Source organism: Bradyrhizobium sp. ORS 375 (assembly GCF_000239775.1).
Lineage (GTDB): Bacteria > Pseudomonadota > Alphaproteobacteria > Rhizobiales > Xanthobacteraceae > Bradyrhizobium.
Window position 1 is genome coordinate 1 of the sequence record NZ_CAFI01000069.1, and the last position, 25,339, is coordinate 25,339.

24 protein-coding genes are annotated in these 25,339 nt (G+C 65.4%); 15 read left to right on the plus strand and 9 right to left on the minus strand.

The features are described 5' to 3' along the window. Positions 1 to 39: 39 nt before the first annotated feature. Together BRAO375_RS06250 and BRAO375_RS06255 are read right to left on the minus strand one after the other, a co-directional pair. Positions 40 to 876 carry a substrate-binding domain-containing protein gene (locus tag BRAO375_RS06250; RefSeq protein ID WP_009026615.1) on the minus strand — a complete coding sequence of 279 codons (837 nt, stop codon included), beginning with the start codon at positions 874 to 876 and terminating at the stop codon, positions 40 to 42. After that, positions 860 to 2,770, minus strand: a complete 1,911-nt coding sequence (locus tag BRAO375_RS06255) for a PQQ-dependent dehydrogenase, methanol/ethanol family (protein WP_035639225.1) — start codon at positions 2,768 to 2,770, stop codon at positions 860 to 862. Before BRAO375_RS06255 ends, BRAO375_RS06250 begins: the two co-directional genes overlap by 17 nt. Positions 2,771 to 2,981: 211 nt before the next feature. On the opposite strand from BRAO375_RS06255, the gene BRAO375_RS06260 reads away from it, so the two are divergent. Both BRAO375_RS06260 and BRAO375_RS06265 read left to right on the plus strand, forming a co-directional pair. Next, complete coding sequence (locus BRAO375_RS06260; protein ID WP_009026617.1) at positions 2,982 to 3,254, plus strand: hypothetical protein; 273 nt, start codon at positions 2,982 to 2,984, stop codon at positions 3,252 to 3,254. A gap of 39 nt (positions 3,255 to 3,293) precedes the next feature. Further along, positions 3,294 to 3,806, plus strand: a complete 513-nt coding sequence (locus BRAO375_RS06265) for a GNAT family N-acetyltransferase (RefSeq protein WP_009026618.1) — start codon at positions 3,294 to 3,296, stop codon at positions 3,804 to 3,806. 86 nt (positions 3,807 to 3,892) lie between these two features. On the opposite strand, the gene BRAO375_RS06270 is transcribed toward BRAO375_RS06265, so the two are convergent. From BRAO375_RS06270 to BRAO375_RS06275, 3 genes are all read right to left on the minus strand, one after another. After that, the gene (locus tag BRAO375_RS06270) at positions 3,893 to 4,783 is read right to left on the minus strand and encodes a hypothetical protein (protein WP_009026619.1); all 891 of its coding nucleotides are present in this window, start codon (positions 4,781 to 4,783) and stop codon (positions 3,893 to 3,895) included. Between the two features lie 10 nt (positions 4,784 to 4,793). Next, positions 4,794 to 4,958: a hypothetical protein gene (locus tag BRAO375_RS37880; RefSeq protein WP_175345298.1), complete on the minus strand. Its 165-nt coding sequence runs from the start codon at positions 4,956 to 4,958 to the stop codon at positions 4,794 to 4,796. A 193-nt stretch (positions 4,959 to 5,151) separates the two neighbouring features. Beyond that, positions 5,152 to 5,397: a DUF3551 domain-containing protein gene (locus BRAO375_RS06275; RefSeq protein ID WP_009026622.1), complete on the minus strand. Its 246-nt coding sequence runs from the start codon at positions 5,395 to 5,397 to the stop codon at positions 5,152 to 5,154. A gap of 280 nt (positions 5,398 to 5,677) precedes the next feature. Here BRAO375_RS06275 and BRAO375_RS06280 point away from each other — a divergent pair, with 280 nt between their 5' ends. From BRAO375_RS06280 to BRAO375_RS06290, 3 genes are all read left to right on the plus strand, one after another. Next, complete coding sequence (locus tag BRAO375_RS06280) at positions 5,678 to 6,736, plus strand: YihY/virulence factor BrkB family protein (RefSeq protein WP_009026623.1); 1,059 nt, start codon at positions 5,678 to 5,680, stop codon at positions 6,734 to 6,736. A gap of 190 nt (positions 6,737 to 6,926) precedes the next feature. Next, on the plus strand, positions 6,927 to 8,447 hold the full coding sequence (locus BRAO375_RS06285) for an ATPase domain-containing protein (protein ID WP_009026624.1): 1,521 nt from the start codon (positions 6,927 to 6,929) through the stop codon (positions 8,445 to 8,447). Continuing rightward, positions 8,437 to 10,134, plus strand: a complete 1,698-nt coding sequence (locus BRAO375_RS06290) for a response regulator (RefSeq protein WP_009026625.1) — start codon at positions 8,437 to 8,439, stop codon at positions 10,132 to 10,134. Before BRAO375_RS06285 ends, BRAO375_RS06290 begins: the two co-directional genes overlap by 11 nt. Positions 10,135 to 10,172: 38 nt before the next feature. On the opposite strand, the gene BRAO375_RS06295 is transcribed toward BRAO375_RS06290, so the two are convergent. Next, positions 10,173 to 11,573 carry an amidase family protein gene (locus tag BRAO375_RS06295; RefSeq protein ID WP_009026626.1) on the minus strand — a complete coding sequence of 467 codons (1,401 nt, stop codon included), beginning with the start codon at positions 11,571 to 11,573 and terminating at the stop codon, positions 10,173 to 10,175. A 259-nt stretch (positions 11,574 to 11,832) separates the two neighbouring features. Here BRAO375_RS06295 and BRAO375_RS06300 point away from each other — a divergent pair, with 259 nt between their 5' ends. The 5 genes from BRAO375_RS06300 (at position 11,833) to BRAO375_RS36080 (ending at position 16,736) form a co-directional block, all read left to right on the plus strand. Continuing rightward, the gene (locus BRAO375_RS06300) at positions 11,833 to 13,845 is read left to right on the plus strand and encodes a PAS domain-containing protein (protein ID WP_009026627.1); all 2,013 of its coding nucleotides are present in this window, start codon (positions 11,833 to 11,835) and stop codon (positions 13,843 to 13,845) included. A 110-nt stretch (positions 13,846 to 13,955) separates the two neighbouring features. Continuing rightward, positions 13,956 to 14,426, plus strand: a complete 471-nt coding sequence (locus tag BRAO375_RS06305) for a DoxX family protein (protein ID WP_009026628.1) — start codon at positions 13,956 to 13,958, stop codon at positions 14,424 to 14,426. 192 nt (positions 14,427 to 14,618) lie between these two features. Then, positions 14,619 to 15,374, plus strand: coding sequence for a ZIP family metal transporter (locus BRAO375_RS06310; protein WP_009026629.1), 756 nt, complete (start codon positions 14,619 to 14,621; stop codon positions 15,372 to 15,374). Positions 15,375 to 15,473: 99 nt separating this feature from the next. Next, positions 15,474 to 16,442, plus strand: a complete 969-nt coding sequence (locus BRAO375_RS06315; RefSeq protein WP_009026630.1) for a mechanosensitive ion channel family protein — start codon at positions 15,474 to 15,476, stop codon at positions 16,440 to 16,442. Positions 16,443 to 16,541: 99 nt separating this feature from the next. Further along, entirely contained in the window at positions 16,542 to 16,736 is a 195-nt protein-coding gene (locus BRAO375_RS36080) for a hypothetical protein (protein WP_083842438.1), read from the plus strand. Between the two features lie 627 nt (positions 16,737 to 17,363). Here the strand turns inward: BRAO375_RS36080 and BRAO375_RS06320 are convergent. Beyond that, on the minus strand, positions 17,364 to 18,083 hold the full coding sequence (locus BRAO375_RS06320; protein ID WP_244423123.1) for a Crp/Fnr family transcriptional regulator: 720 nt from the start codon (positions 18,081 to 18,083) through the stop codon (positions 17,364 to 17,366). Between the two features lie 323 nt (positions 18,084 to 18,406). Then, the gene (locus BRAO375_RS06325; protein ID WP_035639233.1) at positions 18,407 to 19,180 is read right to left on the minus strand and encodes a serine acetyltransferase domain-containing protein; all 774 of its coding nucleotides are present in this window, start codon (positions 19,178 to 19,180) and stop codon (positions 18,407 to 18,409) included. A gap of 257 nt (positions 19,181 to 19,437) precedes the next feature. On the opposite strand from BRAO375_RS06325, the gene BRAO375_RS06330 reads away from it, so the two are divergent. The 5 genes from BRAO375_RS06330 to BRAO375_RS37230 all read left to right on the plus strand — a co-directional run bounded on the left by BRAO375_RS06330 (position 19,438) and on the right by BRAO375_RS37230 (position 24,245). Further along, entirely contained in the window at positions 19,438 to 20,532 is a 1,095-nt protein-coding gene (locus BRAO375_RS06330) for a serine hydrolase domain-containing protein (protein ID WP_009026633.1), read from the plus strand. A gap of 252 nt (positions 20,533 to 20,784) precedes the next feature. Then, positions 20,785 to 21,444 (plus strand): hypothetical protein, encoded by a 660-nt coding sequence (locus BRAO375_RS06335; protein ID WP_009026634.1) that lies wholly within the window; start codon positions 20,785 to 20,787, stop codon positions 21,442 to 21,444. Continuing rightward, positions 21,441 to 22,817, plus strand: coding sequence for a hypothetical protein (locus BRAO375_RS06340; RefSeq protein ID WP_009026635.1), 1,377 nt, complete (start codon positions 21,441 to 21,443; stop codon positions 22,815 to 22,817). Before BRAO375_RS06335 ends, BRAO375_RS06340 begins: the two co-directional genes overlap by 4 nt. A gap of 197 nt (positions 22,818 to 23,014) precedes the next feature. Next, positions 23,015 to 23,230, plus strand: a complete 216-nt coding sequence (locus tag BRAO375_RS06345) for a hypothetical protein (protein WP_175345299.1) — start codon at positions 23,015 to 23,017, stop codon at positions 23,228 to 23,230. Positions 23,231 to 23,789: 559 nt separating this feature from the next. Further along, positions 23,790 to 24,245: a hypothetical protein gene (locus BRAO375_RS37230; RefSeq protein WP_009026637.1), complete on the plus strand. Its 456-nt coding sequence runs from the start codon at positions 23,790 to 23,792 to the stop codon at positions 24,243 to 24,245. 376 nt (positions 24,246 to 24,621) lie between these two features. On the opposite strand, the gene BRAO375_RS37235 is transcribed toward BRAO375_RS37230, so the two are convergent. Further along, a complete protein-coding gene (locus BRAO375_RS37235) occupies positions 24,622 to 25,092 on the minus strand; it encodes a hypothetical protein (protein WP_139031320.1) in 471 nt (156 codons plus the stop codon). Positions 25,093 to 25,339 lie beyond the last annotated feature (247 nt).

Consider the following 25,339-nt stretch of genomic DNA (forward strand, 5'->3'; position numbering starts at 1 on the left):
AGGACGGCAGCGGCCGAGAGCACAGCAGCAGAGCGCATCTCAATGTCCTCCTGACGCCGTCTGCGCCGACCCGACCAGCGGCACGCCGTAGCTCGCCAGCAGCGCCGTGATTGCGGCCTTGTTGTCGTCGATGAAGCCGTTGAGCCGGTCGCGCAGCACGTCATCGCCTTTGCGTACACCCATGGCGATGGCGAACCGGAAGCGCAGCGGCGCGAAGCGGCCGTCGTCGTCGATCGGCGTCACCGCGAGCGGCACGGATGATTGCTTCGCGAAATAGCCGGCCAGCGGGCCCCAGGCCGCGGCGACATCGATCTCGCCAGCGCTCACCGCGTCGATCAGCCGCGCTGGCGGATTGGGCTGGCGATAGTCGCCGTAGATCGGATAGCCCCTGACATTGTCGATGATCCCTTCCTGACCCAGCGCATGTGCGGGCGGCGGGTTGTTGCCGTCATCGCCGATCAGGTGCACGCCGATGCTCAGCGCATGCAGGCGTGGATCGTCGAGCGAGGAGAGATCGAGACGTCGCTCCGCGCGCGAGATGAAGACGTAGCTCGAGCGGTAATAGGGCTTGGTCGTTTCGACGAGGTCGTAATGCGCGGGCACGCCCATGACGACGTCGCACAGGCCGGCTTTCAGCGTCTGGCGCACGAAGCCGCGCCGCTGCGCCCACCACGTATAGGTCACGCTCCAGCCGAGCGTCCTCGCCACCATCTGCGCAAGCTTGTTCTCAAAACCCTCGCCGGCCTGGTTCGAGAACGGCAGGTTGTTCGGATCGGCGCAGACGCGCAGCGACGGTGCATACACCGGCTCCTCGGCATGAGCGGGGAGGGCGATGCCGAGCGCCGCGAGCAGGGTGATGTCAGCGAGCCGGCGCATCGGTCTTGTCCTGATCCGCTCCACCGGCAGGCGGCGTGGTCTGGGCCGGTGCTTGCTGAGTGGCATGCTGCGTGGCGTTGCCGAGCTTGAACACCAGGAGCTCGCTGCCGCCGGCCGTGTAGAACGGCAGATCCTGCGTCGCGCCGGTGAAGCCGAGCGCGCCGTTGCGCACGCGCGGGTCGACCTCGGCATTGGCGACGACGCCGGGCCAGCCGCCGACGCCGGAGAGGATCGCGACATATTGCTGGCCGTCGCTGCCGCGATAGGTCACCGGCTGGCCGATGAAGCCGGAGCCGGCGCGGAATTGCCAGAGCACCTCGCCCGTTTTCGCGTTCACCGCTTTGAACATCCGGTCCATGGTGCCGTAGAAGGTGACGTCGCCGGCGGTCACCAGCGTGCCCGCCCACACCGGCAGCTTCTCGTGAATCTCCCATACCTTCTTGCGCGCGACCGGATCCCACGCCATGAACTCGCCGCGATAGCCGCCGGGGCCGGCGTACATGTCGACGTCGGCGCCGACGAATGGTGTGCCGGCGATGTAGCCGACCTCACTTGCCCTGAAGCTCATGCACAGATGCTGGTGCGGCACGTAGAGCAGTTTCGTCCGCGGTGACCACGCCGTGGGCTGCCAGTCCTTGGCGCCAGGGGCGCTCGGGCAGATGTTCTCGACGGTCTTGCCGAGCACCGGCGTCTTCTCGTCGTTCGGAATGATGCGGCCGGTCTTGAGATCGACGCCCTTGTAGGCGTTGATGAACTCATAGGCGTCGGCCGAGATCACCTCGCCGGTGGTGCGGTCCATCACATACATGTAGCCGTTGCGGCCGGGATGGATCAGCGCCTTGCGCGTCTTGCCGTCGATGTCGAGATCGACCAGCACGTTCTCGTTGATCTCGTCATGATCGAACAGATCGTGGGGACTGACCTGATAGGCCCATTTGGCGTGGCCGCTATCGATGTCGCGGCCGAAGATCGTGGAGCTCCAGAGATTGTCGCCCTTGCGCTGGTTGGCGTTCCACGGCGACGGATTGGCCGTACCGAAGAAGATCATGTTGAGCGCGGGATCGAACGACACCCAGCCCCACATCGTGCCGCCGCCGGTGCGCCAGCGATCCGCCGGCCAGCTGGTGACGCCGAGATCCTTGCCCTTGAAGCTGTCGTAGAACGGCTTGAAGTCGTCGCCAATCAGCACATCCTTGTCGGGCCCCGTCGCGTAGGCGCGCCAGGCGATCGCGCCGGTGTTCTCGTCGAGCGCGGTGACCCAGCCGCGCACGCCGAGCTCGCCGCCGCTGTTGCCGACGATCACCTTGCCCTTGGCGACCACCGGCGCCATGGTGATGGTCTCGCCTTTGTTGATCTCGCCGAGCTTGGTGTGCCAGATCTCCTTGCCGGTCTTGGCATCGATCGCGACGGTGTTGTCGTCGAGGGTGTTGAGGAAGACCTTGCCATTGTCGAAGGCGAGGCCGCGATTGACGACGTCGCAGCAGGCGACGCCTTTTGCCGCCGGCTCGGGCTTCGGCGCATAGGACCATTTCAGATCGCCCGTCGTCGCATCCAGCGCGAACACGCGGTTCGGGTAGGGACCGTCATAGGGACCGACCACGTACATGATCCCATCCACGATGATCGGCGCCGCCTCCTGGCCGCGGTCGGCGCCGATCGAAAATGTCCACGCGAGCTGCAACTGTCCCGCATTGCCGGTGTTGATCTGGTCGAGCGGGCTGTAGCGGGTGTTGGCGTAGTCGCGCGCCGGCATCGGCCATTGCGCCGGGTCCTGCATGCGTCGCTCGAGATCGCTCGAGGGTGGGGCTGGGGCTGTCTGCGCGGCGGCGGGACACAATGCGGAAGCGCTCAGGAGGACACCCAGAAGCGCGGCGCGTGGGGCTCGAACTAACATGAGTTACCGATCTCCGCCTGTCAGGGCCGCTCAGCCTTGCCGCGACGTACAAACGACCGCGGCTGCGTCCGTTCCTAAATTTCCGCTCGCCGCGTCTCATTTGATGCGCCGCGGCGTCTTCGCGTCCGGTCGGCGCGGCCCGCCGCACCGCGTTGCGCGGCGCCATCCGTCTTGCTACCTTGGCTGCCGTTGACGCGAGCGAGAGGCTGCAGTGACGGAGACGGAAAAGGCCGAGCAGGTGGTGGCGGCGTTGCGATCGGCGCAGGCGGCTGCTCCCGATGCGGCGTTGCAGATTCTGAACGGGCTGATGGGGCTGGTGCGCAGCCCGAGCGCGGAGCAGCCGTTCGAAACCGAGGAGGCGCGCTCGTCGGCGTTCATGTCGATCTGCGAGGTCGGCAAGGCGCTGCACCGGGGGCAGCCCACCGAAGCGTTGTGGCCGGCCGCGGTCTCCGCCAGCGAGCGCTGGCTGGCGCTCGCCAAGTGACGCCCGCCAAGTGAGCTCAGCCGGACGGTCCTTCACAAGATGATCGATGTGCGTGCCACGGATGGTCTGCACTGGCGCGCGATGACCTCCAGCGATCTCGCCGCGGTTGATGCGATTGCCGCCCGCGTCCATCCTGACTATCCGGAAGACACTTCGGTGTTCGCCGAGCGGCTGCGACTGCATTCCGAAGGCTGCCGCATCCTCGCGGCTGCCGCCGTCGTGGGCTACGTCATCAGCCATCCCTGGCATCTCGGCCCGCCGCCGGCGCTGAACGTTCTGATCGGCAGCATCCCCGAGGCCGCGTCGACCTATTACATTCACGATCTGGCGTTGCTGCCGGAGGCCCGCGGCAGCGGCGCTGCAGTTGGGATCGTGACCATGCTGGTCGCGCACGCGCGCAAGCTGGGCCTGCCGTCAGTGTCGCTGGTGGCCGTCAACGGCTCCGCGCCGTTCTGGGCCAAGCAGGGGTTTGCGGTCGTCGGTGAGCCCGCCGACCATAAGCTGATGAGCTATGGCGCCGACGCTCGTCTGATGCGGCGGCATCTCGCTTGAGACCTGCCGCTTGAAGGCGAGCGCGAGCATCCGAAAAGCAAACGGCCCGGTCGTCGACCGGGCCGTTCTTGCTTGTGTGCTATAGTCTATTCCGGCATCGACATCGGGCGCCGCCACATGTCGCGCCGCCGGCTGAAGCGGTTGGCGTGCAGCATCCAGCCCGAGACCGGCTTGCCGTCGCGGTGACGACCGCCGCTCTCGGCACCCATCCAGGCGGCGACCGCGCCGAGCAGCAGCGCGGTCGCGATCGAGAAGGCGAGGATGGTCGTGCTCGCGCGGCTCCGGGACAGCGCCGTCTTGGCATTGGCGATGGTGGTGTCGACCCGGCGCTCGGCGTCGGGACCGGTCAACCCCGTCGTGGCGTTGACGAGCTGCACGAGGTAGTTGCGATCGTCCGTGCTGACGCCGCTGTGGCTCGACGCCGTCAGCAGGATCCGGCCTGCCTCGCTGCGCGCCGGCGCAAGCTCGGGGCTGGGTGGTCGCCGCGCGGCGCGGAACAGATGATCGAGCTCGTAGCTCAGCACCGAAGGCTCGTTGGCCGCCGGCGGCGCGCCGAGCGGATTCGGCCGGCTGGCCGCGGAGGCGACCATGGCCGCCAGCACCGTGCCCAGCACGACCGCGAGCGCCCAGGCGGCGACGCCATGCAGGCCGTCGCGCTTCTCGGTCTCGTCACTTTCGGCAGGCCCGTAGGGCGCGCGGACACGCCCCGCGATATAGCCGCCGCAGCCAAAGCTCACGAGCGCCTGCAGCATGAGGTAAAGCCCCGACAACAGCCAGAGCGCGACCGACGCATCGCGCCAGGTCGGCGCCGTCGAGCTGACGCCGAGCCCGACCGTCATCGCGAAGCTGATGAGGATCGAGGAGACGGCTGCGGCGGTGAGGGCGCCTGCAATGACCGGGGTCCATTGCAGCGTCCAGCTATCGGCAGCGACGCGCCCGATGGGCGACGTGGCGACCGGCGCAGTTTCCATGGCCATCGGCGTCGTCTCAGCGCAGGCCGAAGAACGACAGGATGGCCATGATCACCACGATCAAGCCCACCAGATAAATCAGTCCGTCCATGGTTTCCTCCTCCGGTTCAAAACGCGTGGCCGTATAAGCGGCGGCAACGCGCAATGTTCCGCGCGCCCGGCGGCGGCGGCGGAGGGACATGCGCGGCGATGCAGCATGTAGCTGACGCCCGTATCGACAGAGAAGGGGGTCTCGGTGGACCAGCGTGAATGCAGACCGACGCGGTCCTGAAGCTTCAGGACGGCGGCGGTCGCGACGACGGCCGCCATCCTCATATCATGGCCGCGCGGGCATTGATCGCGAGCGCGGTTTCGGAATGTCCCGCACGGCGATGTCAATAGCGGGGATAGTAGCCGCGCTGGCGCGCATAGGCGTAGGCCGGGTTGATGCCGCAGCCGGCGTCGGTGCCGGAAGCGGCGGCCTGGCATTGCTGATAGGTTGCGAATTGGCAATTGCCGGGATAGCCCCACATCCTGCCCTGCAGGCAGAAGCGATCCTGTGCCGCGGAGGCAGGCGAGATCGCGGCAAAGGCGGCGAGGACGGCAGAGGCGGACAGCGAAGCAAATAGCAGGCGGCGCATACGTTTATCCTTGCGTTGAAAGGTGCCGTTGCAACGCGGGGCTGCACGGGGGCGTTCCTCGCACGCCACATTAACTGTTGTGTCGGCGCCACGTCGCCGCGTTCATTTGTCCCTGGTCGATTTGTCCGGCGCGCGTCGCTAACAGGCCGGGAAGCCCGGAACATTCCCTGAGTCCTCCGGTTGCTTCACCCGACAAAGACGGATGCTCGCAATGTTCGGTCGATCCAGGAAGTCGGATGGTGAATCTCAGGACGTGATCGGCCTGCTCGGGCCGCGCCGCATGCGCGGGCCCGGGACCGGGGGCATGCTCGCGCTGCTCGGACTTGCGTTCCTGATCCAGTATTTCGACCAGCGGCCGGAGCAGGACGGCCGGCAGCAGCGGCGCAACGTGTCCGACGACGGCCATGGCAGGCTCGCCGACTCGCCGTCGGAGATTCCTGCGAAAGGCTGGAAGGACGTTCTGTACCGCGTGTATGAGAACGTCACCGAGCACAGGATCGTCGCGCTCGCCGCAGGCATGACGTTCTATACGCTGCTGGCAATCTTCCCGGCGCTCGCCGCTCTGGTCGCGATCTACGGTCTGTTCTCGGATCCTGCCAAGATCACCGTCCATCTCGAGCAGTTGCAAGGCCTCATGCCCGGCGGCGCGATCGACATCGCGCGCGACCAGCTCACGCGGGTGTCGTCCAAAGGCAGCCAGGCGCTCGGCGTCACCTTTCTGGTCAGCCTCGCGATCTCGCTGTGGAGCGCCAACGCAGCCATGAAGTCGCTGTTCGACACGTTGAACGTCGTCTATCGCGAGCCGGAGCGGCGCGGCTTCTTCAAGCTCAATGCGATCTCGCTGACGTTCACCGCGGGCGCCATCCTGTTTGCCCTGCTCGCCATCGCGGCGATCGTCGTGGTGCCGGTGGTGCTGCAATATGTCGGTTTGTCGGACGCCGCCGATCTGCTGCTGCGCATTGGCCGCTGGCCCGCGATCTTCATCTGCGTCTCGCTCGGGCTGGCGCTGATCTATCGCTATGGTCCGGATCGCGAGGAGCCGAAATGGCGCTGGATCAGCTGGGGCAGCGCGCTCGCGGCGGCGCTCTGGCTCGGAGGCTCGGCGCTGTTCTCCTGGTATGCGGCGAACTTCGGCAGCTTCAACGCCACCTACGGCTCGCTCGGCGCTGCGATCGGCTTCATGACCTGGATCTGGATCTCCGCGATCGTGATTCTCATCGGTGCCGAGCTCGACGCCGAACTCGAGCACCAGACGATGCGCGACACCACGACCGGCCATGAGAGGCCGCTCGGCACGCGCGGAGCCACGATGGCCGATACGGTCGGACGGTCGACCTGACGCTGCCCGCGATCGTTGCTGCCGTCGGGGTTCCCGGCTCCTCCATCCCAGCGGGCTCTTGCTCGGGTACCTGGGGAACCGGAGCGGGTTGAATCGTGTTCCTTATCATCTCGTCGCGCGGTGGCGGGCCTCACGGCCTGCCGGCGCGCTGACCATTGCGATCTCGTCCATATTCACCACGGAGCTTTGCATGACGGAGGGGCTTGCTGGCGGCACTCGCGAGCGCGAGGATCTCTCCCGCATATCCACCGGAAGCGACGGCCTCGACGACATCCTCGGCGGTGGGCTCGACGCCAACCGCCTTTATCTCTATGAGGGCCGGCCCGGGACCGGCAAGACAACCATCGCGCTGCAGTTCCTTTTGAAGGGCAGGAGCCTCGGCGAGCGGGTGCTCTACATCACTTTGTCCGAAACCAAGCGTGAGCTCGAGGTCGTTGCCGGAAGGCACGGCTGGTCGCTGGCCGGCGTCGACGTGTTCGAGCTGGTGCCGCCGGAGACGACGCTCGATCCGGAGCGGGAGCTCACCGTGTTTCATCCGGCCGAGGTCGAACTCAGCGAGACCACCGGCCTGATGTTCAAGGAGGTCGAACGCATCGATCCCTCGCGCGTCGTGATCGACAGCCTCTCGGAACTCAGGCTGCTGGCGCAGAGCCCGCTGCGCTATCGCCGTCAGGTGCTCGCCTTGAAGCACTTCTTCGCCAAGCGCAACTGCACGGTCATCCTGCTCGATGACCTCTCGTCCTCGCAGGATGATCTGCAACTGCATTCGGTGGCGCATGGTGTCGTGATGCTGGAGCAGCTTGCGATCGCGTATGGCGCCGAGCGCCGCCGCCTGCGCGTGATCAAGATGCGCGGCATCGCATTTCGCGGCGGCTTTCACGATTTCACGATCAACGAAGGCGGATTGCGCATCTTTCCGCGGCTGATCGCATCGGAGCATCATCGATCGTTCCAGGGCGAATTAACGCCAAGCGGCAACGCCGAGCTCGATCAGCTGCTGGGCGGCGGCCTCGAGCGCGGGACCAATGCCCTCCTGCTCGGGTCGGCGGGCGTGGGCAAATCCTCGGTTGCCCTGAGCTACGCGATTGCGGCAGCCGAGCGCGGCGAGCATGCCGTGTTCTTTGCCTTCGACGAGGGCCGCGGCACAGTGGAGGCGCGGGCGCGAACGCTCGGCCTGCCGCTCGAACGGCACCTCGACTCCGGGCTGATCCGCTTTCAGCAGATCGACCCCGCCGAGATGTCGCCTGGTGAATTCGGCGCCATCGTGCGGCGCAGCGTCGAGCGCGACAATGCGCGGGTCATGATCATCGACAGCCTGAATGGCTATCTCAACGCGATGCCGGACGAGCGCTTCCTGGTCCTGCAGATGCACGAGCTGCTGAGCTATCTCGGCCAGCAGGGCGTGTTGACCATCCTCGTGCTCGCGCAGCACGGCCTGGTCGGGCCGATGGATACGCCGCTGGACATCAGCTATCTCAGCGACGCGGTGCTGATGCTGCGCTATTTCGAGGTCGCGGGCACGGTGCGCCGGGCGCTGTCGGTGGTGAAGAAGCGCAGCGGGCCTCACGAGCATACGATCCGCGAGTTTCGCTTAGGCAGCGACGGCATCACTCTGGGTCCACCGCTGACCGACTTCAGCGGAATCTTCCTCGGCAATCCGCGCTTCTCCGGCGCCGTCATCCCTGACCTGGACATCCGAGATGAGCACTGAGGGGGATCAGCGTGTTCTCCTGTTTACGCCGATCGGGCGCGACGGACCGGCCTCGGCCGAGCTGTTGCGGAGCGCCCGGCTCGACACCCGGGTCTGTTCCAGCCTGACAGAGCTGGTCTGCGAGCTCGGCGCGGGCGTCGGGGCGGTCGTGGTCGCGGAGGAGGGACTGTTCGGGAGGGACGCGGCCCCGCTCACGCAATGGGTCGAGCGGCAGCCCGCCTGGTCCGACCTGCCGTTCATCGTGCTGACGAGCCACCGCGACCAGCCCTCGGTCGTCGCCTGGCGGCGTAACCTCGTGCGCGCCTTGCGTAACGTCTCCTTGCTCGAGCGGCCGATCCAGCCGATCACGCTGATGAGCGCGGTGCAATCGGCGATGCGGGCGCGGCGCCGTCAATATGAAATCCGCGCCCTGATCCATGCGCGCGAGCAGGCTGCGCAGGAGCTCGAGCGGCTGGTGGTCGAGCGCACGCGCGCGCTCGCGGAGTCCAACGAGCATCTTCGGCTGGAGATGGCCGAGCGCGCGCGTGTCGAGGAGACTTTGCGCCAAGCGCAGAAGATCGAAGCGATTGGCCGGCTGACCGGCGGCGTGGCGCATGACTTCAACAATCTTCTGATGGTGATCTCCGGTGGACTCGACATGCTCGACCGTCAGGCCGATCCGGCGCGGCGTCGCCGCCTGATGGACGGCATGATTCAGGCCGCGCAGCGCGGCGCCAGCCTGACCCGCCAGCTGCTTGCCTTCTCTCGAAGGCAGGAGCTGCGGCCCGAGCCGGTGGACATTGCCCGTCAGATCGGCGGCATGCGCGAGCTGCTCGACCGCAGCCTGCGCGGCGACGTGCACGTGCAGTTCGAGTTTCCCGATGACCTCTGGCCGGTCGAGGTCGATCCCGGCGAGCTCGAGCTCGTGGTGCTCAATCTCGCCGTCAATGCGCGTGATGCGATGCCGAGCGGCGGCACGATCGTAGTGCGCGGCGAGAACCTGCCGAACTGGCGCGACGATGAGGTCGCCGGCGACTACGTCCGGCTGTCGGTGGTCGATTCCGGGACGGGCATGACGGAGGAGGTCCGCGCACGCGTGTTCGAGCCGTTCTTCACCACCAAGGACATCGGCAAGGGCTCGGGTCTCGGGCTCGCCCAGGTGTATGGCTTCGTCAAGCAGTCGCGGGGCACTGTCTCCATCGACTCCGCACTCGGCCGTGGCTCGACGATCGCGCTCTATTTGCCGAGGTCCGAGCATGCCGCTACCGGGGTCCAGCCGCACCTCGTCGACCTGCAGCGACCGCGATCGCGCCATCAAGACGAAGGCCGCATTCTCCTGGTCGAGGATGACGACGAGGTTGCCGCGCTGGTGAGCGAGATGCTGCGCCAGCTCGGCTATGACGTGACCCGCGCCTCCAGCGCCGCGGCCGCGCTCGGCGCGCTTGCCGACGGACGCCCGGTCGATCTCGTGTTCTCCGACATCATGATGCCCGGCGGCATGAACGGGGTCGAGCTCGCGCGCGAAATCCAGCGGCGCCGGGTCGACATGCCGATCCTGCTCACCAGCGGCTATTCAGGCGCGGCGGTTCATGCCGCAAGGGAGGCCGGTGTTCGCATCCTGTCGAAGCCCTATCGGATCGACGAGCTGGCCGCCGCCATCGACGCGGCGAAGAGGGAGACCTTCTTGGACCGCGCGCGAAGCTCTTGAGCGCGCGACCCGTGCCGCGCGCCCAAGGACGGGAAGGCTTACGACAATGTCGGTGCCGCCTCGGCAGCGGCGTGCTCGATCACGGCGGCCGCATCCAGCACGAGATCCTCGCGGAAGCGGGGCCCCACGATCTGCACGCCGATCGGGATGCCGTCGTGGACGCCGGTCGGCACGCTGATCGACGGCAGGCTGAGGTAAGCGGTCGCGAACAGGAAGACGTGCGAGCGATAGAGGCGCTCCACGCTGGCGTCGCTCTCGATGTCGACGCCGTAGGGCAGCGCCGTCTCCATCGCCACGGGACAGAGCACCAGCGGATGCTCCTGCATGAACAGCTGCCAGCGCCGCAGATAGGTCGCGCGCGCCGACGACGCTCGTATCAGCCCGGGCACGTCGAGCTCGGGTGTGCGGTTCATCATCAGTGCGAAGGCGCGCCGCGCCAGGGCATCGCCGTGCTGCTCGACCTGCGCCGCCAGCGTCACCCGCGCCTCGCCTTGCGCGAAATCATTCCACGCCTTGGCGGCCGCGGCGACATCCGGCGGATCGCGCCAGGTCACCTCGTAGCCGGAGCGATGCAGGATCGCGGCGGCCTTACGCACGGCGGCCTCGACCTCGGGCGCAATGCCGACGCTGGCGGGATCGAGGCAGACCGCCACGCCAGGATGATCGATGCGTGGGCCGTCGAGCGGCATCGCCACGTGCCAGGGATCGCGCGGATCGGACGCGGACATCGCGGCCAGCGCCAGCCGGGCGTCCTCGACATTGCGCGTGATCGCGCCCTGCACCGAGATCAGCTGCAGCGACAACTGCCGCTCTGAAGGCGCGGTGCCGTTGAACGCCGGCACGCGGCCGAACGACGGGCGCAGGCCGACGGTGCCGGTGCAATAGGCCGGGTAGCGGATCGAGCCGCCGCCATCATTGCCATGCGCGATCGCGCACATGCCGGTGGCCGCCGCGACCGCGGCGCCGCCGCTGGATCCGCCCGGCGTGCGGTCGGGTCGCCACGGGTTGAGCGTGCGGCCATGCAGCTCGTTGTCGGTGAACCAGCGCATCGAGAACGCCGGCGTGTTGGTGCGGCCGATCAGCACGGCACCGGCCTTGCGCAGATTGGCGACGACCGGGGCATCGTCCTTGGCGATGTTGTCCTTGAAGGCTGCGATGCCGTTGGTGGTCGGCAACCCCGCCTGGTCGACATTGATCTTGGTCGTCACCGGCACGCCGTGCAGCGGCCCGAGCGTGGTCCCCGCGGCGACCATCCGGTCGGCGAGGTCGGCTGCCACGAGCGCGTCCTCGGTCTGCACTGAGACCACGGCGTTGAGCTCCGGATTGATCGCGGCGATACGCTCGAGACAGGCCGTCACCGCCTCGCGGCTGGTGATCTCCTTGGTGCGGATGGCGGAAGCGAGTTGCGTGGCCGACCAGCGCCACAGCGGGGTATCCATGCGAAGCGAACCTTTGTGATCCAAGCCAATTGTAATTCAAGCCGGTTGTAATCCAAGCCAATGACAGATAGGCGCCGGGGTGCGACCGCATGTCAGGCCCGAACGGCCACAATAGGCGACTCGCCAGCGAGGGGCCAAAAATTGTGTTCCTCGCCGGGGAACTTTGCCCGTCCGCCGCCGTTACGTCGATGCGTCCGCTCCCGCCTGTACGCGATGGTGCGCGATGAGGCGGCAATGTCGCTGCCTGCCAGGGGGATGGATGATCAGTCGCGAGTTCGGGCGTACCTTCTGGCGCAAGCAGACCTCTGTCGACTACGCGGTCCCGGATCTTGCCCCGGGCACTCTCGACGACCATGATTTCCGGCTGCTCGCGGACGGCATTCCCACCCTGTGCTGGATCGCCAATGGCGACGGCTACATCGTCTGGTACAATCGCCGCTGGCACGAATACTGCGGCAGCACCCCTGCGCAGATGGAAGGCTGGGGCTGGCAATCGGTCCATGACCCCGAGCAGCTTCCTTCCGTGATGGAGCGCTGGCAGGCCTCGATCTTAACCGGCGAGCCGTTCGAGATGACGTTTCCGCTGCGCGGGGCCGACGGCGTCTTCCGGCCGTTCTTGACCCGTATCCAGCCGATGCGCGATGCGTCGGGGCGCATCCGGCGCTGGTTCGGAGTGAACACCGAAGTGTCGGCACAGATGCGGGCCGAGCAGGCGTTGCGCGACAGTGAGACGCAGGCCCGCGCCGATGCTGAGCGCGTGCAGCTCGCGCTCGCCGCCGGCGCCATCATCGGCACCTGGGTCTGGGACATCCCCGCCAACCGCTTCACCATCGACGACAATTTCGCCGTCAATTTTGGTCTCGATCCGGAGCTCGGGCGCGAAGGCCTCAGCCTCGAGCAGGTCACGATGACCGTGCACCCGGACGATCAGGCCGGGCTTGCGGCGGCGATCCAGGACGCGTTGGCGCGCGGCGGCGACTACGCGCATCAATATCGCGTCCGCCGGCGAGACGGCCGCTATCACTGGATCGAGGCCAACGGCCGCGTCGAGCTGCGTGACGGCAAGCCGGTGCGCTTCCCCGGCGTCCTGCTCGACGTCAACGCGCGTCACGCGGCCGAGACCGCCCTGCGCGAGGCCGAGGAGCGGCTGCGTCTGGCGACCCAGGTCGCCGAGGTCGGATTCTGGGACTACGATCCCGCGACCGACGTGCTGGTCTGGCCGCCGCTCGTCAGGGCGATGTTCGGCGTCGCTGCGGATGTTCCGGTCACGATCACTGATTTTTATGAAGGCCTGCATCCCGACGATCGCGAGCCGACGACGGCGGCGTTCGCGGCGGCTGCCGATCCCGCGCGGCGCGCGCTTTATGACGTCGAGTTTCGTACGGTCGGCAGGAACGATGGCGCAGTCCGCTGGGTGGCCGCCAAGGGCCGTGGTCTGTTCGACGACACGGGCCACTGCGTGCGCCTGATCGGCACCGCGATCGACATCACCGCGCGCAAGACCGCCGAGGCGCGGCTGCGCGATCTCAACGAGCGACTGGAAGTGGCCAACGAGGAGATCAAGCGCTACGCCCATGTCGTGAGCCACGATCTGCGCGCGCCGCTGGTCAACATCATGGGCTTTGCCCAGGAGCTGCAGAGCCAGCGCGACGAGATGTTCGCAGCCGGACAGCTGTCGAAGACCGATCCGCTGCGCGAACAGGCCGAGCGCGATTTCGACGAGTCGCTGTCGTTCATCCGCGCGGCGACGCAGAAGATGGACGGGCTGATCAATGCCATTCTGAAGGTGTCGCGGCATGGCCAGCAGCCGCTGCATCCCGAGCCGCTGGACATGGAGGCGCTCGTCAAGAAGCTTGCGGACTCCATCCGTCATCAGACCGAGACGGCCGGCGCCGTGATCACCATCGAGCAGCTGCCGCGGCTGGTCGCGGATCCGCTGGCGGTCGGCCAGATCTTCGGCAACCTGCTCGACAATGCCGTCAAATATCTCGAGCCCGAGCGTCCGGGCCGCATCACGATTTCGGGCAAGGCGCGCGGCAGCGAGGTGGTCTTTCAGGTCGCCGACAACGGCCGGGGCATCCGGCCCGAGGACCAGGCGCGGGTGTTCGAGCTGTTTCAGCGCGTCGGCCGTCGCGACCAGCCGGGCGAGGGCATCGGGCTTGCGCATGTGAAGTCGCTGGTCGGACGCATGCATGGCGGCATCACGCTGCAATCCGAGGTCGGCGTCGGCACAACGTTCACCGTGACATTGCCGCGCCCGCCAGCCAACTAACGACGCGTCTGCAAATCAGTCCTGCGTGGAACGCGGGACGATTTTGACTTGCCGCAACGGCATCAGCTCTCCTTCCTGAGACATGTGGGCCAACGGAAAGGAGATGAGTCATGTGGCTCACCAAGGACGACTTCCGCATCAAGGCGGAGAATTTTGATCTATCGAATGGCCTGAACATTCTTCGCATCATCTGCGGATTGTTTCTGTTTCCGCACGTCGCCGGAAAATTCGCCGGCGGCGCGGTGTCGGCGGCGACCGCCGGGTTCTTCGCCAAGGCCGGCTTCCAGCCATCGGAGGTCTGGGTCGTGATCGCCGCCGCGTCCGAATGCGCCGCCGGCATTGCGCTCGTGCTCGGCATCTGCACCCGCTTCGCCGCGCTCGGCGCCACCGCGCTGCTGCTGTTCGCCGTCTATGCGCTGCAGGTCGTCAAGGGTTTTGGCTGGACCTGGAACACCGGCGGCTATGAGTATCCGGTGTTCTGGGCGATCACCTCGTTCGTCGTGGCGTTGGAGGCCTGGAAGGTGCACCTGCGGCAGGCCAAGCCGCGCGTGAACGCCATGGCTGCGAGCGCAGCGGCCTGACCTCTATCACTCCGCGATCCGGACGCTGCAGCTCCACAAAATGCAGCGAGATCATCAGAGCCGCCTTCGGGCGGCTCTCTTGTTTTCGGGCGCGTAGCGGCCTCGGCGCGCGGCGGAGTAGCTCGTTCGGAACGCCTCACGGCGCGCGCCGTTTTCCTCGCGTCATCTGCGTGCATCCGAGGCGGAAATCTCATGCCGGTCTGGTTGTCCGCGGGCCTCTGGGGCCTGCTCGGGGCATCCTCGCTCCTCGTCGGCGCGGCGCTCGCTTACCTGGTCAAGCTGCCGCGCTGGGCGACGGCGGGCATCATGTCGTTCGGCTGCGGCGTGCTGATCTCGGCTGTGGCCTATGATCTGCTCGAGGACGGCTTCCAGGAGGGCGGCATCTGGCCGATCGTCGGCGGTGCGATCGCAGGCTCGATCGCCTATGCGCTGGCCGATTGGCTCGTGTCCCGCAACGGCGCGCACCATCGCAAGCAGTCCGGCGATGGCGAGCAGCAGAGCGCCGCGCAGGGCGGCGGCCTCGTCATCGCAATCGGCTCGCTGCTCGACGGCATTCCCGAAAGCATCGTGCTCGGCCTCGGGCTGCTCGCCGGCAACGGCATCAGCCTGGCGATGCTGGCGGCGATCTTTCTGTCCAACCTGCCGGAGGGGCTGTCCAGCGCGCTCGGCATGAAGGCCGCGGGCCGCAGCAGGAGCTACATCTTCGGCCTGTGGGCGGCGATCGCCGTGCTGTCCGCTCTGGCCTCCGCGATCGGCGCGGCAGCCTTCGGCGGGGCGCCGCCACAACTCGTCGCCGCGGTCAACGCCGTGGCCGCCGGCGCGCTGCTGACAATGGTGGTGAACACGATGATTCCGGAGGCCGTCAAAGGCGACCGCAATCTCACTGGCAGCCTCGTTGTGCTCGGCTTGCTGGTCGCGTTCTCGCTGTCGAACCTCGGGAGCTCCTGAGCCGTTCCGGGCGTCATCCGGGCAGGCGTTGGAACGCGGGCTTGGCGACAGATCTTGTCCTGTTCCGAGATGTCAGTCTGAGGAGCGGACCGGAACGACATGGACCTGTTTGGTGTCCCGCTGATCGGCCTCAATGCCGAGAACGGCAAGAAGCTCATTCTGACCGTGATCCTGGTGTTCGCCGCGCTGCTGCTGCGCCGCGTCGCCACCTTCGCCATCTCGTTTGTCCTGCAGCGTCACCATGAGCGCGCCGCGTTCTGGAGTCACCAGGCCTCCAGCCTGTCGATCGCCATTCTGCTGATCCTCAGCATTCTGTCGGTGTGGTTCGACGATCCGGCGCGGCTGACGACGGCCGCCGGGCTGATCACCGCGGGGCTTGCGTTCGCGCTGCAGAAAGTGATCACCTCGATCGCCGGCTATCTCGTGATCCTGCGCGGCCGCACCTTCTCGGTCGGCGACCGCATCACCATGGGCGGCGTGCGCGGCGACGTCATCGCGCTCGGCTTCATCCAGACCACGATCATGGAAATGGGCGAGCCGCCCGACGTGCAGTCGGCGGAGCCCGCGGTGTGGGTGCGCAGCCGCCAGTTCACCGGGCGCATCGTCACCGTCACCAACGACAAGATCTTCGACGAGCCGATCTACAACTACACGCGCGACTTCCCCTTCATCTGGGAGGAGATCCGCATTCCCATCGGCTACAAGGCCGATCGCGCCAAGGCCGAGCAGATCCTGCTCGCCGCCGCATCCCGGCACGCCGCGACGCAGGCGCGGCTCGGCGCCGAGGCGCTCGCCCGCATGCACGCGCGCTATTTCGTCCGCAGCGCCGATGTCGAGCCGGTCGTCTTCATCCGCCTGACCGACAATTGGATCGAGCTGACCTTGCGCTTCCTTGCGGACGCGCTGTCGGTGCGTCGGCTCAAGGACTGCATCAGCCGCGAGATCCTGGCCGAGCTCGAAGCCAACGGCATCGAGATCGCCTCGTCGACCTTCGAGATCGTGGGACTGCCGCCGGTGCGGATCGCGCCGAGGCCCGCCGATCATGGACCGGGTCGGCCCCCGCCGTGACGGCGGCGCAGAGCGCGGCGCGATCTGGCGCTTTTGACAGGTTGAAATCGCGAGCAGTTCCTCGCATCCTCCCGTCCATCAGGCCGAGAGGGCGACCGCATGGAACGCTACATTCGGAACGAGAACATTCGCCGTTTTCGTCAGCTTCTCGAAGCTGAGACCGACGAACAGAAGCGCAGGATCCTTCGACAGCTTCTCGCCAGCGAGGAGAGGCGGGAGGTTCCATCGGAGACCGAGTGTCCCGCCGATGGTCGGCCGCAGGGGCGCATCAACGGTTCGGTTCCATCCAGTTGAAGGTTCCGCATGCGGAACAGTTGAACATCCGCTCGGCTTTGCCCGTTCGCGGGTTCAGGATGCTGCGCACCGCCGCAGCCGGGTGACCGCAACTGCGGCAAGGTGGCAGATCGCTCCGGCCCCCACGTGTATTGCTGTTGTTGTTCGACACGTCCGACATCACGATCCCAAAACTGATGAGATCAATCGGCGGATCAGCTCCGAAACACAATTCGTTACACGACGGGAATCGACCGCGGCGACCCGGAGGGGGTTCCGCCCCGGGCCCAGCCCTGGGGAACCCGGTGGCCATCGTCACGTAGGCCAAACCGAGGCTTGAAAGCGCCGGCGCCGCGCGGTCCGGAGTCTTGCGTCGCGGGCCGTTCATCGTCGCGCGTGGTCGCCTCGGTACGGGCTCGATCAGAAGCGCTCGATCAACACCGACACCGTGACTTGTCCAATCCGGCCGTGATCGGAACTCACATCGAGGCTGACATTGGTGACCGAGGGGGTGGAGCCGATCTCGTGCGATCGCGAGCGCCGTCTCCGCGGTCTCTCGCAGGACGGCCTCGACGTCGTCAAACTCGACGCCGTCCTCGGGCTGCTCTCCGGCTGAAGTCACATAGAAGCGCATCGCGTCAACATCCATCAGGGCGTCGCCGGACGCGAGCCGTGGAGATACGCAGGATCAAACCCGCCGGCAGCGACAACCTTCTTAACGTCGAACAGGGTGACAAGGTTCTTACGGATGTCCAGGACCCGCTGGCTTCGAAATTCCTGGAGCACGCGGTTCACGTGCACGGTGCTCAGGCCGAGCGCATCGGCCAGCGCGGACTGTGTCAGCGGGAATTGATACTCGTTGTCGTCGACCAGACCCACCTCCGCCAGGCGCTGCCGCAGTTCTGCCAGCAGATGAGCGAGCCGCGCCGATGCCGAGCGGACCCCGAGGTTGAGGATCCATGCTCTGAAGACGGCCGAATCGATCATGGTCTCACGCCAAAGCGCGCGGGCCACGGCGGAGCGCGAGTCGATCAGATGGGAGATGTCCGCATGAGTGATGAAGCCCAGCGTCGCCCTTGAGATCGTGACGAGATCGTAGTCCATGGTCTTGAGGAGCAGGCTTTGCAGATCGGGAATGTCTCCGGGAATATGAAACGACAGGATCTGACGTTTGCCGGTCTCGGTGAGTTTGGAGCGGTAGGCGAAACCGCTTACGATGAGGCTGCAGCCCTTCGGATGGTCGTTCTCCAGCGCAATGGGAGTTTCGGGGGCGACGCTCCTCAATTGAACGGGGAGCGCCCGGATGGCCGCAATGTCAAGGTCGTCAAGCTCGGTGCCGCTCCGCAGCCTGCGGATCAGAAGTGCCATGTGATGCATGGACGTGCTCGCGATGGCGGAGGTCAAGACCATCGACTTGAGGCGGGATGGGGAGGACCGGAGCGCGACGTGCCAAGTTTCGCTGCACAGGCAGGGGGAGCACGATCGTCTCTCTGTCACCGTCACTGATGGACGGCGGTGATGATACATAACGGACCAGGACACTTTTGGTTCCATGGCCTCGTGGCGCATAAGGACGGCCGGCCGATGGCGGCGTCCGATCGCTCCGGCCGATCACCGCGCCTGCCAGCGAGCGTGCGGTGCACACGAGCTGCTCCGCTTCCGCCGTCCTGACGTTCGTGCCGCTCCGGTCGTCACACGCCGGCGGACGTCGGCTGCTCTGGGCAGTTCGTCAGCCGGGCGGGCGTGCCCACGGCCGTGCAGCCGGCCGGAACGTCGCTCGTGACCATCGCTCCGGCCCCGATCCTGGCGAAGTCGCCGACCTGGACATCGCCGAGCAGCGTGGCCCCTGACGACAGCAGCACGCCGCGCCCGATCCGCGGCGCACGTCCGGGCAGTGCGTCGCGGCGTCCGATCGTCACGTTCTGCAGCACGGTGACGTCGTCGCCGACCACGGCGAACGCCCCGATGACGATGCCGGTGGCGTGATCGAGAAACACCGACGTTCCGATCCGCGCCGAGGGATGGATGCTCACCTGGAGGGATGTCGAGGACTCCGCCTGGAGCCGCAGCGCGAGATCCGTCCTTTCGTTCGTCCAGAGCCAATGCGCGACCCGGTGCGCCTGCAGCGCGACGTATCCCTTGTAGTTCAGCAGCGGCGGCAGCAGCGCGGTGGCCGCCGGATCGTGCGCGGCAATCGCGTCGAGGTCGCGATACGCGGCGTCGACGAGATCAGGCGCGGCGTGATGCGCCTCCCGCGCGACAGCGGCAAACTGCGCCTGCTCGGCGCTGCTCCGGCCGAGGCGGCCGCCGATCTGCTGCGCGACCACGCTGCCGAGATCGGCATGGTCGAGGACCGCAGCCGCCAGTGACCGGCCGAACACGGGATCACGCGTGGCCGCCTGCCGAGCCTCGCGCCGAAGGCATGACCACAATTCTTGCTGGATGACGTTCGGGCGGGTCGTCATGACGTTCACTGCTCCGGTGCCGATCGCGCCCAGGATATCGCGCTCCGCAGAGGGAAACCAGGAGCCGGGATCTTGTTTCGGCTCGCCGCGATTCCGGCGCAACCGTCGCAATTGTTTGCTGGACATCGGCCGGACTCCAAATGAGCGCTTCCGCAGCGGCTTTGGTCTGCTAGGAAGGGACGTTCGTCCGGGTCATGCGAGGTTTTTCGGTCGTGCCCAACCGTCGTCAGATCCTGTCAGGGCTGGGAGGCCTCGCGATGTCGTCGCAGATTGCGGCTGCTGCCGCACAGCAGACGTGGGACTTTCTCCCAGCCGCAGACGGTGATGCCTTCGCCGCCGGTGTGGCGCGGCGCCTCGATCAGGCGGTTGCCGAGCGGCGTATCTGGAATGTCCATGGTCTGATCGTGCTCCGGCAGGGCCGGCTCGTGATCGAGCGTTATTTCGAAGGCCGGGATCGCGCGCGCGGTGTCGGCGACCTCGGCACCGTCGCGTTCACGGCGGAGACGCCGCACGATCTGCGCTCCTGCTCCAAGAGCATCGTCGCGCTGCTGTACGGGATTGCGCTGGCGCAGGGCAGGGTGCCGGCGCCCGAGCAGCCGCTGCTCGCCTCTTTCCCGGATTATGCCGACCTTGCGAGTCCGGAGCGATCACAACTCACCATCCAGCATGTGCTCACGATGACGATGGGCACGGACTGGGACGAGAGCAGCCTTCCCTACAGCGATCCGCGCAACAGCGAGATTGCGATGGACGATGCCCCCGATCGCTACCGCTACATCCTGGAGCGCGCGATCGTCGACACGCCGGGCGCGCACTGGACCTATTGCGGCGGCGCGACGGCGCTGCTGGCCCGACTGATCGCGACGGGATCGGGCAAGCCGCTGCATGATTTCGCCCGCGCCTATTTGTTCGATCCGCTCGGGATGGGCCCCACCCAATGGGCGACCGGATCCGACGGCGAGCCCTTCGCCGCCTCGGGCGCCCGCATGTCGCTGCGTGACTTCGCGCGGATCGGCGCGCTGATGCTGGACGGTGGCCGCTGGGCCGGCCGGCAGATCGTGCCCGCCGACTGGATCACCCGCTGCACGACGCCGGCGGTCAGCGCCGACGAGCTGCGCCGCTACGGCTATCAATGGTTTCTGATCGACGTCGGCTTCGGCAAGCCGAAGGGCTGGGCCGTCGGACGGCTGGAGCGGATGTGGATGGCGCAGGGCGAAGGCGGCCAGCGCCTGTTCATCATCCCGGCCCTGCAACTGATCATCGCCGTCACCGCAGGCAACTACGAGCGCGACGACCAGAGCCTGCCGCCGACGCGGATCTTGCGCGAGATCGTGCTGGCGAGCGTGGAGTAGGGGCGGTGTTGGTGGTGGTTCGGCCATCAACAGCTCTCGGCCCACAACGAGCGTCTGTCATGCGCAGAGCCATCATATGTGCTTCTCGCACAGGCTGATTTGAGCACCACACCGGCGAGATCGCTCGGGCCATGCGGTCAGCCGATCCGTACCTTGCAAGAAATGCCGCTAAGAGCCGGCGGAATTGCTTTCCTATTCAAAGTCTGCAACTCTACCTGACATTGCGCCTCTCCTGTTTGTTTGAGGTCTGCCGTGAAGTCGTCCGTCGCAGAGTGGCAGCGGCTGCTATTGCCCGTCATGATCATCGCTCTGGCGGGCTCGGCGATCTTCTTTGCCTGGCAGAGCGTGTACGAGTTTGCCGACCTGAAGAGACGGGTCAGTGCCGAGAAGGTCGACCTCTCTCGAATCTTCGATCAATTCGAGAAAGCAGGCGAGGGCAGGGTTGCCGCTGGGCGGTTCGAGTACATTCAATGGAAGAGCCTCGTCTATCTCGAGCAGGAGACGATCCAGCACAGATACGGTCAGGGCGCCGCCACGATTCTCGCCCGGGCGTGGACGCGATTGCTCGGCTTCACCACCGGCATGGTCCTGGCCATCGTCGGCGCGGCATTCATTCTCGGAAAGATGCAGGAGTCCCCGAGCGAGCTGCGACATGAGAGCGAAGGGATCAAGGTCGCTCTGGTGACGTCGTCCCCTGGGATCGTATTGGCGGTGCTGGGATCGGTCTTGATGAGCATCACGCTGCTGTCGCGGTTCGATATCGAGATCCACGACGTCGGGACTTACGTCTCGAACTCCGCTCGACCGCGAGATCTCCCCGATCCGTCCACGTTGATGCGCCCGAAGGGCTTGTCCGCAGGTCGGGAGGCGGAGAAGACCGAGTCGGATCCTGCAAAGGGGGGCACGCCATGATCGCCTTGTTTCGTCTCGTCATTGCCCTGACAATCATTGGTCTGACCGATGGCGCCGCGGCCCAGACGATCAGCGAGCAGTGCGTGCGGGGGGCAGCGGAATGGTCTCGTAAAAACTACGACGTCGCCTACGAGGCGTTGAGCCAATGTCGGGACACCGACTATGGGCGATCTTTTGAAACCGATTTCATGCTGGGCACGGCGGCCTGCAGGATACCGGAGCGCCGCGACCGCGGAGCCAAATTCCTGAGCTGGGTCGCTTACGCATATGCCAGCCAGCTGACGACGGAAGGGCTGAAGCAAGTCAACGGTGCTGCGAGGTCCTGTTCCGCCGGCAATGAAGAGGTTGGTCCACTGCCGGAGGCCCGGCAGGTCGTCACCGCTGGCGGACGATATTCGGGCAAGACATACTATTGGCTCGACACGGACATCGCCAAGCAGATGGGAGCGCACGTGTCCGTCCGGGCTGTGGCCCCGCAAGCCGGGCGGAGCCGGAGGATCGTGAAGCGAGGAGATGCGTCGAATGCGCGCAATGTCGCCAAACTGGCCGCGCCCAAGCAGCCCTCCTATGTCTTTTCGCGATTTGTTATCATCGATGGCGCCAGGCACGACAGCCGACAACTCACGCAATTGAACACGCGTCTGGAAGGGTATCTCGATTTCTTCGTCGATCAGTTCGGCATGAAATATCCCGAGAATTACATCTTCGTGTACCTGCTTCCGGACACATCAGGCCTCAGAGACTTCGCCGCCTCCTACCATGGCATGTCCCTGGACTTTGGTGTGATCGGCTATTCGTTCAGAGACGATTTTTCCATAGCTGCGGTGATCCCGGGCAAGAGCTACGGCTCGTTGCATCATGAGCTCTTTCACCTCGTCGTCCGGTCGAATTTTGGTGATCTTCCACCGTGGCTCGACGAGGGTGTGGCGGCTCTCTACGAAGAGTCCGTGATGTCGGCATCGGGCGTGAAGGGTCTCCCGAACTGGCGCGGAGCAATCCTCGCGCGCTACGCGAAGGCGATGCCGACCGTATCCGAGATCATAGCTCCGCAACATCGTCTGGTGCTCAACAACGCAAGCGTGCTGGAGGACCCGTCCGTCGCCAAGGATCAAGCCGTGTATGCAGCGGCGTGCAGGTATTTTGCGCTTTATCTTCAGGAAACGGGAAAGCTGGTCGATACGTACAAGGCGGTGCGGGACTATAGTGGCAATGGTGCGTCCAGGGGAGTGATCGAACGCGTTGCTCTGGCAACAGGAGACAGCATCGAGGGGCTGAACGACCGGTTCAGGGGATGGCTGGCCAGTGTGCTTCCGCCAGGGGCGGATCGCGCAGCCGATCCGGGGCCAGACAGGCGTGCTCCGAGAGAGCAATAGAGTTCGTCCTATCGCTGGTGCAAGGAAACATAGCCCGCGGAAGCTTCTTTTTTGCTTCTCCAGAACGTGTGCCTAGCGCGGCGCGCGCTCGATTCGCAGCCGGTCTGGATCTGCGGCGCGTCGGCGGCGTTGCGGTGCGGGCCGATTGCCGCGGGCAAGGCCTGGCCGGCGAACCTATGCGCGGTGCCACGACAGAGATGCGCGACACGCATGAGGTCGATTTCGGCCTGCTGTTCTGCGAGCCGCGCCACGTGCCCCTGTACGAGCGCCTCGGCTCGCGTGCATTCGAAGGACAGGTGCATGTCGAACAGCCGGGACAGGGACGCGTCCGCCTCGACTTCACGGATCCCTTCGTGTTCGCCCCTGGGATGGCGCCGCGTCACGGAATGCTCGATCTGTACGGGCTGCCGTAGTAATCGCAGCCGGGGGCTGCGGCGTACATCGACCTCTGCAGCGGGAGCATCCAAGAGCCGGGCTCCGGATAGTAGTAGGCGAAAGAATTCTTGTTTTGGGCAGCTAAGATGAGTTCACGCGCTGTTGGCCATGTCGAGCTTGTTATCCTACTCGTTTTGGCTGGTCTCCATAGCGAGGCCACCCAGGCAGACGAGCAGAAATGTAGCGCGCCTCAACTTTACGCAAACCTGATGAAATCCGACAGCGAATGGGAGGTTGAGGCAGATCCACTCCCACCGAAAGAAAGAATAATGGTGGGGTACGTTGCATTTCAGCCCGTTCAACGGCTTGCTGTTGAAGGTGGCGCGATCTTGGCGGCTGCATTCGGAGAAGAGCTCACGCCGGCCAGGATTCGAGTGGTGGGGAACGATCTCAGCCTCGATCGAATCAGATTCCAGATTCCGCTCGGTCCCGAAAGGTGGACAGGGTTGATGACGCAGAGGTACGCGCAGCGGCGTGTGCGGTTCATACTTTCCGCGCCAGATGGCGGGTGCGGAGCGCGAGCGCTCGTGCTGACAATTGACAGCACGAGGGCTTCCAAGCCATTCGCGGACGAGCGGTGGCGGTTCAAGCGAAAATGATGCGATTGCTGCGGTGTCCATTCGGGTAACAGTGCTGGACTTCACCTCAATCTGGTTCTGGGAGCTGAAAATGAGCTTACGCGCCATCGGGAATCTGAGGCTTACTATCCTGCTCGTTTTGGGTTGTTTCTATAACGAGGCCGCCAATGCGGGTGATCAGAAATGTGGTGCGCCTCAACTTTACGAAAACCTCATGAAATCAGACGGCAAGTGGTTGGTTGAGGAAGATCCACTTCCACCAGATGAGCGGATCGTGGTTGGATCTGTTGCATATCAACTAATCAAACAGCTTAGTTTTCATCTTGGTGCGATTTGGGTGGCTCAATTCGGGGCAGACTTTAATGAAGCTAGGATTCGAGTGGTGGGTAAAGATGTCAGCATTGATCGAATTTGAGTTTTGCGCGCCTTTAGCCCAAAAATGTGGGAGGCCTTGGTTGCGCAGAGGTATACGCAACCACGTGTGCGGTTCACACTTTCCGCGCCAGATGGAGAGTGTGGAGCGCGAGCGCTCGTTCTGACAATTGACGGTATGTCGGCTCCTAAACCATTCGCGATCGAGCGGTGGCAATTCAAACGACAATGATGCGATTCCTGCGACGTCCATCCGAAGTACTGTGACATTGCTGGACTGCACCCCCTGAAGTGAGACGCGATGGGGAGTCAACATGATACGGATGCTTTGTGCGCTGCAACCGTGCTGTTCCTGTTCGTGTGCCAGCCAAACTCGTGGACGAGATTAAATCTCCGGTCCGCAATGTTCCGGGCGAGCTTCATCTCTGGCTTGTGGGTAAACCCGCAAGGCCTCGTGCTTGAGCCGCAGGTACGTGCTCGGATCGGATCGAGGGAGAACGCTCGGCGTGAGTCGGGCTCACGTTGATGGAGGACGAGATGCGCAGACATTTCGGTTTGAAAGCCGCATCGGCAGCGGGATGGTCGGCATTCACCGAGTCGTCTGGCGCTTCGCAGGACCGGACTGCATCCGAGTCTGCAACGAGGATCCCTTCTACGGGCAGTTCTCCAACTTCGAAGCTCTCTTCCCCACGCTCGGAGCAGCCGTATTCGCCGGCGAGCTGGCGGGGCTGCCATGGTCGACGATCCACCTCGGCAAGCTGATGATACAGGCCACCGCACTTGATGATGCGAGAAAAGCTGAGCGGTCCGACGCCATCGCTTGGCTCGCTTTTTCGGGCGGGTATTCGCACCCTGCGGCAATATTTCTCTTTCGCTTTTACAGAATTCATGCTCTACTGCCCCCATCCTGCTTCGCTACGAGGGGCGTATCGCGATCGTCACGAGACGTGAGGCGGGGAGGCGATGGCCGCCGGGGGTCGTCGCGCGTCTCGGACGTGCGGACGAACGGCATCGGGCGGACTCGAAGTCGTGTGGTCCTGGCGCCGCGACGCTGGCGCGAAGTTGGCGGGTGATGTCGATCCTGCCGATGACGGTGGCTAAAGAGCCGTACACCGGGGAGAGCGCGATATAAGGGTT

What these genes read in the sequence shown, in the direction of transcription:
- BRAO375_RS06310 (WP_009026629.1), top strand. Translation starts at nt 14,619, where the DNA reads ATGCCGGTCTGGTTGTCCGCGGGCCTCTGGGGCCTGCTCGGGGCATCC.
- BRAO375_RS37880 (WP_175345298.1), bottom strand. Translation starts at nt 4,958, where the DNA reads ATGTCCCTCCGCCGCCGCCGCCGGGCGCGCGGAACATTGCGCGTTGCC.
- BRAO375_RS06280 (WP_009026623.1), top strand. Translation starts at nt 5,678, where the DNA reads ATGCGCGGGCCCGGGACCGGGGGCATGCTCGCGCTGCTCGGACTTGCG.
- BRAO375_RS06295 (WP_009026626.1), bottom strand. Translation starts at nt 11,573, where the DNA reads ATGGATACCCCGCTGTGGCGCTGGTCGGCCACGCAACTCGCTTCCGCC.
- BRAO375_RS06330 (WP_009026633.1), top strand. Translation starts at nt 19,438, where the DNA reads ATGTCGTCGCAGATTGCGGCTGCTGCCGCACAGCAGACGTGGGACTTT.
- BRAO375_RS06315 (WP_009026630.1), top strand. Translation starts at nt 15,474, where the DNA reads ATGGACCTGTTTGGTGTCCCGCTGATCGGCCTCAATGCCGAGAACGGC.
- BRAO375_RS37235 (WP_139031320.1), bottom strand. Translation starts at nt 25,092, where the DNA reads ATGAATTCTGTAAAAGCGAAAGAGAAATATTGCCGCAGGGTGCGAATA.
- BRAO375_RS06285 (WP_009026624.1), top strand. Translation starts at nt 6,927, where the DNA reads ATGACGGAGGGGCTTGCTGGCGGCACTCGCGAGCGCGAGGATCTCTCC.
- BRAO375_RS06255 (WP_035639225.1), bottom strand. Translation starts at nt 2,770, where the DNA reads ATGTTAGTTCGAGCCCCACGCGCCGCGCTTCTGGGTGTCCTCCTGAGC.
- BRAO375_RS06270 (WP_009026619.1), bottom strand. Translation starts at nt 4,783, where the DNA reads ATGGCCATGGAAACTGCGCCGGTCGCCACGTCGCCCATCGGGCGCGTC.
- BRAO375_RS06325 (WP_035639233.1), bottom strand. Translation starts at nt 19,180, where the DNA reads ATGACGACCCGCCCGAACGTCATCCAGCAAGAATTGTGGTCATGCCTT.
- BRAO375_RS06275 (WP_009026622.1), bottom strand. Translation starts at nt 5,397, where the DNA reads ATGCGCCGCCTGCTATTTGCTTCGCTGTCCGCCTCTGCCGTCCTCGCC.
- BRAO375_RS06300 (WP_009026627.1), top strand. Translation starts at nt 11,833, where the DNA reads ATGATCAGTCGCGAGTTCGGGCGTACCTTCTGGCGCAAGCAGACCTCT.
- BRAO375_RS06290 (WP_009026625.1), top strand. Translation starts at nt 8,437, where the DNA reads ATGAGCACTGAGGGGGATCAGCGTGTTCTCCTGTTTACGCCGATCGGG.
- BRAO375_RS06320 (WP_244423123.1), bottom strand. Translation starts at nt 18,083, where the DNA reads ATGGCACTTCTGATCCGCAGGCTGCGGAGCGGCACCGAGCTTGACGAC.
- BRAO375_RS06340 (WP_009026635.1), top strand. Translation starts at nt 21,441, where the DNA reads ATGATCGCCTTGTTTCGTCTCGTCATTGCCCTGACAATCATTGGTCTG.
- BRAO375_RS06250 (WP_009026615.1), bottom strand. Translation starts at nt 876, where the DNA reads ATGCGCCGGCTCGCTGACATCACCCTGCTCGCGGCGCTCGGCATCGCC.
- BRAO375_RS06305 (WP_009026628.1), top strand. Translation starts at nt 13,956, where the DNA reads ATGTGGCTCACCAAGGACGACTTCCGCATCAAGGCGGAGAATTTTGAT.
- BRAO375_RS06265 (WP_009026618.1), top strand. Translation starts at nt 3,294, where the DNA reads ATGATCGATGTGCGTGCCACGGATGGTCTGCACTGGCGCGCGATGACC.
- BRAO375_RS06345 (WP_175345299.1), top strand. Translation starts at nt 23,015, where the DNA reads ATGCGCGACACGCATGAGGTCGATTTCGGCCTGCTGTTCTGCGAGCCG.
- BRAO375_RS36080 (WP_083842438.1), top strand. Translation starts at nt 16,542, where the DNA reads ATGGAACGCTACATTCGGAACGAGAACATTCGCCGTTTTCGTCAGCTT.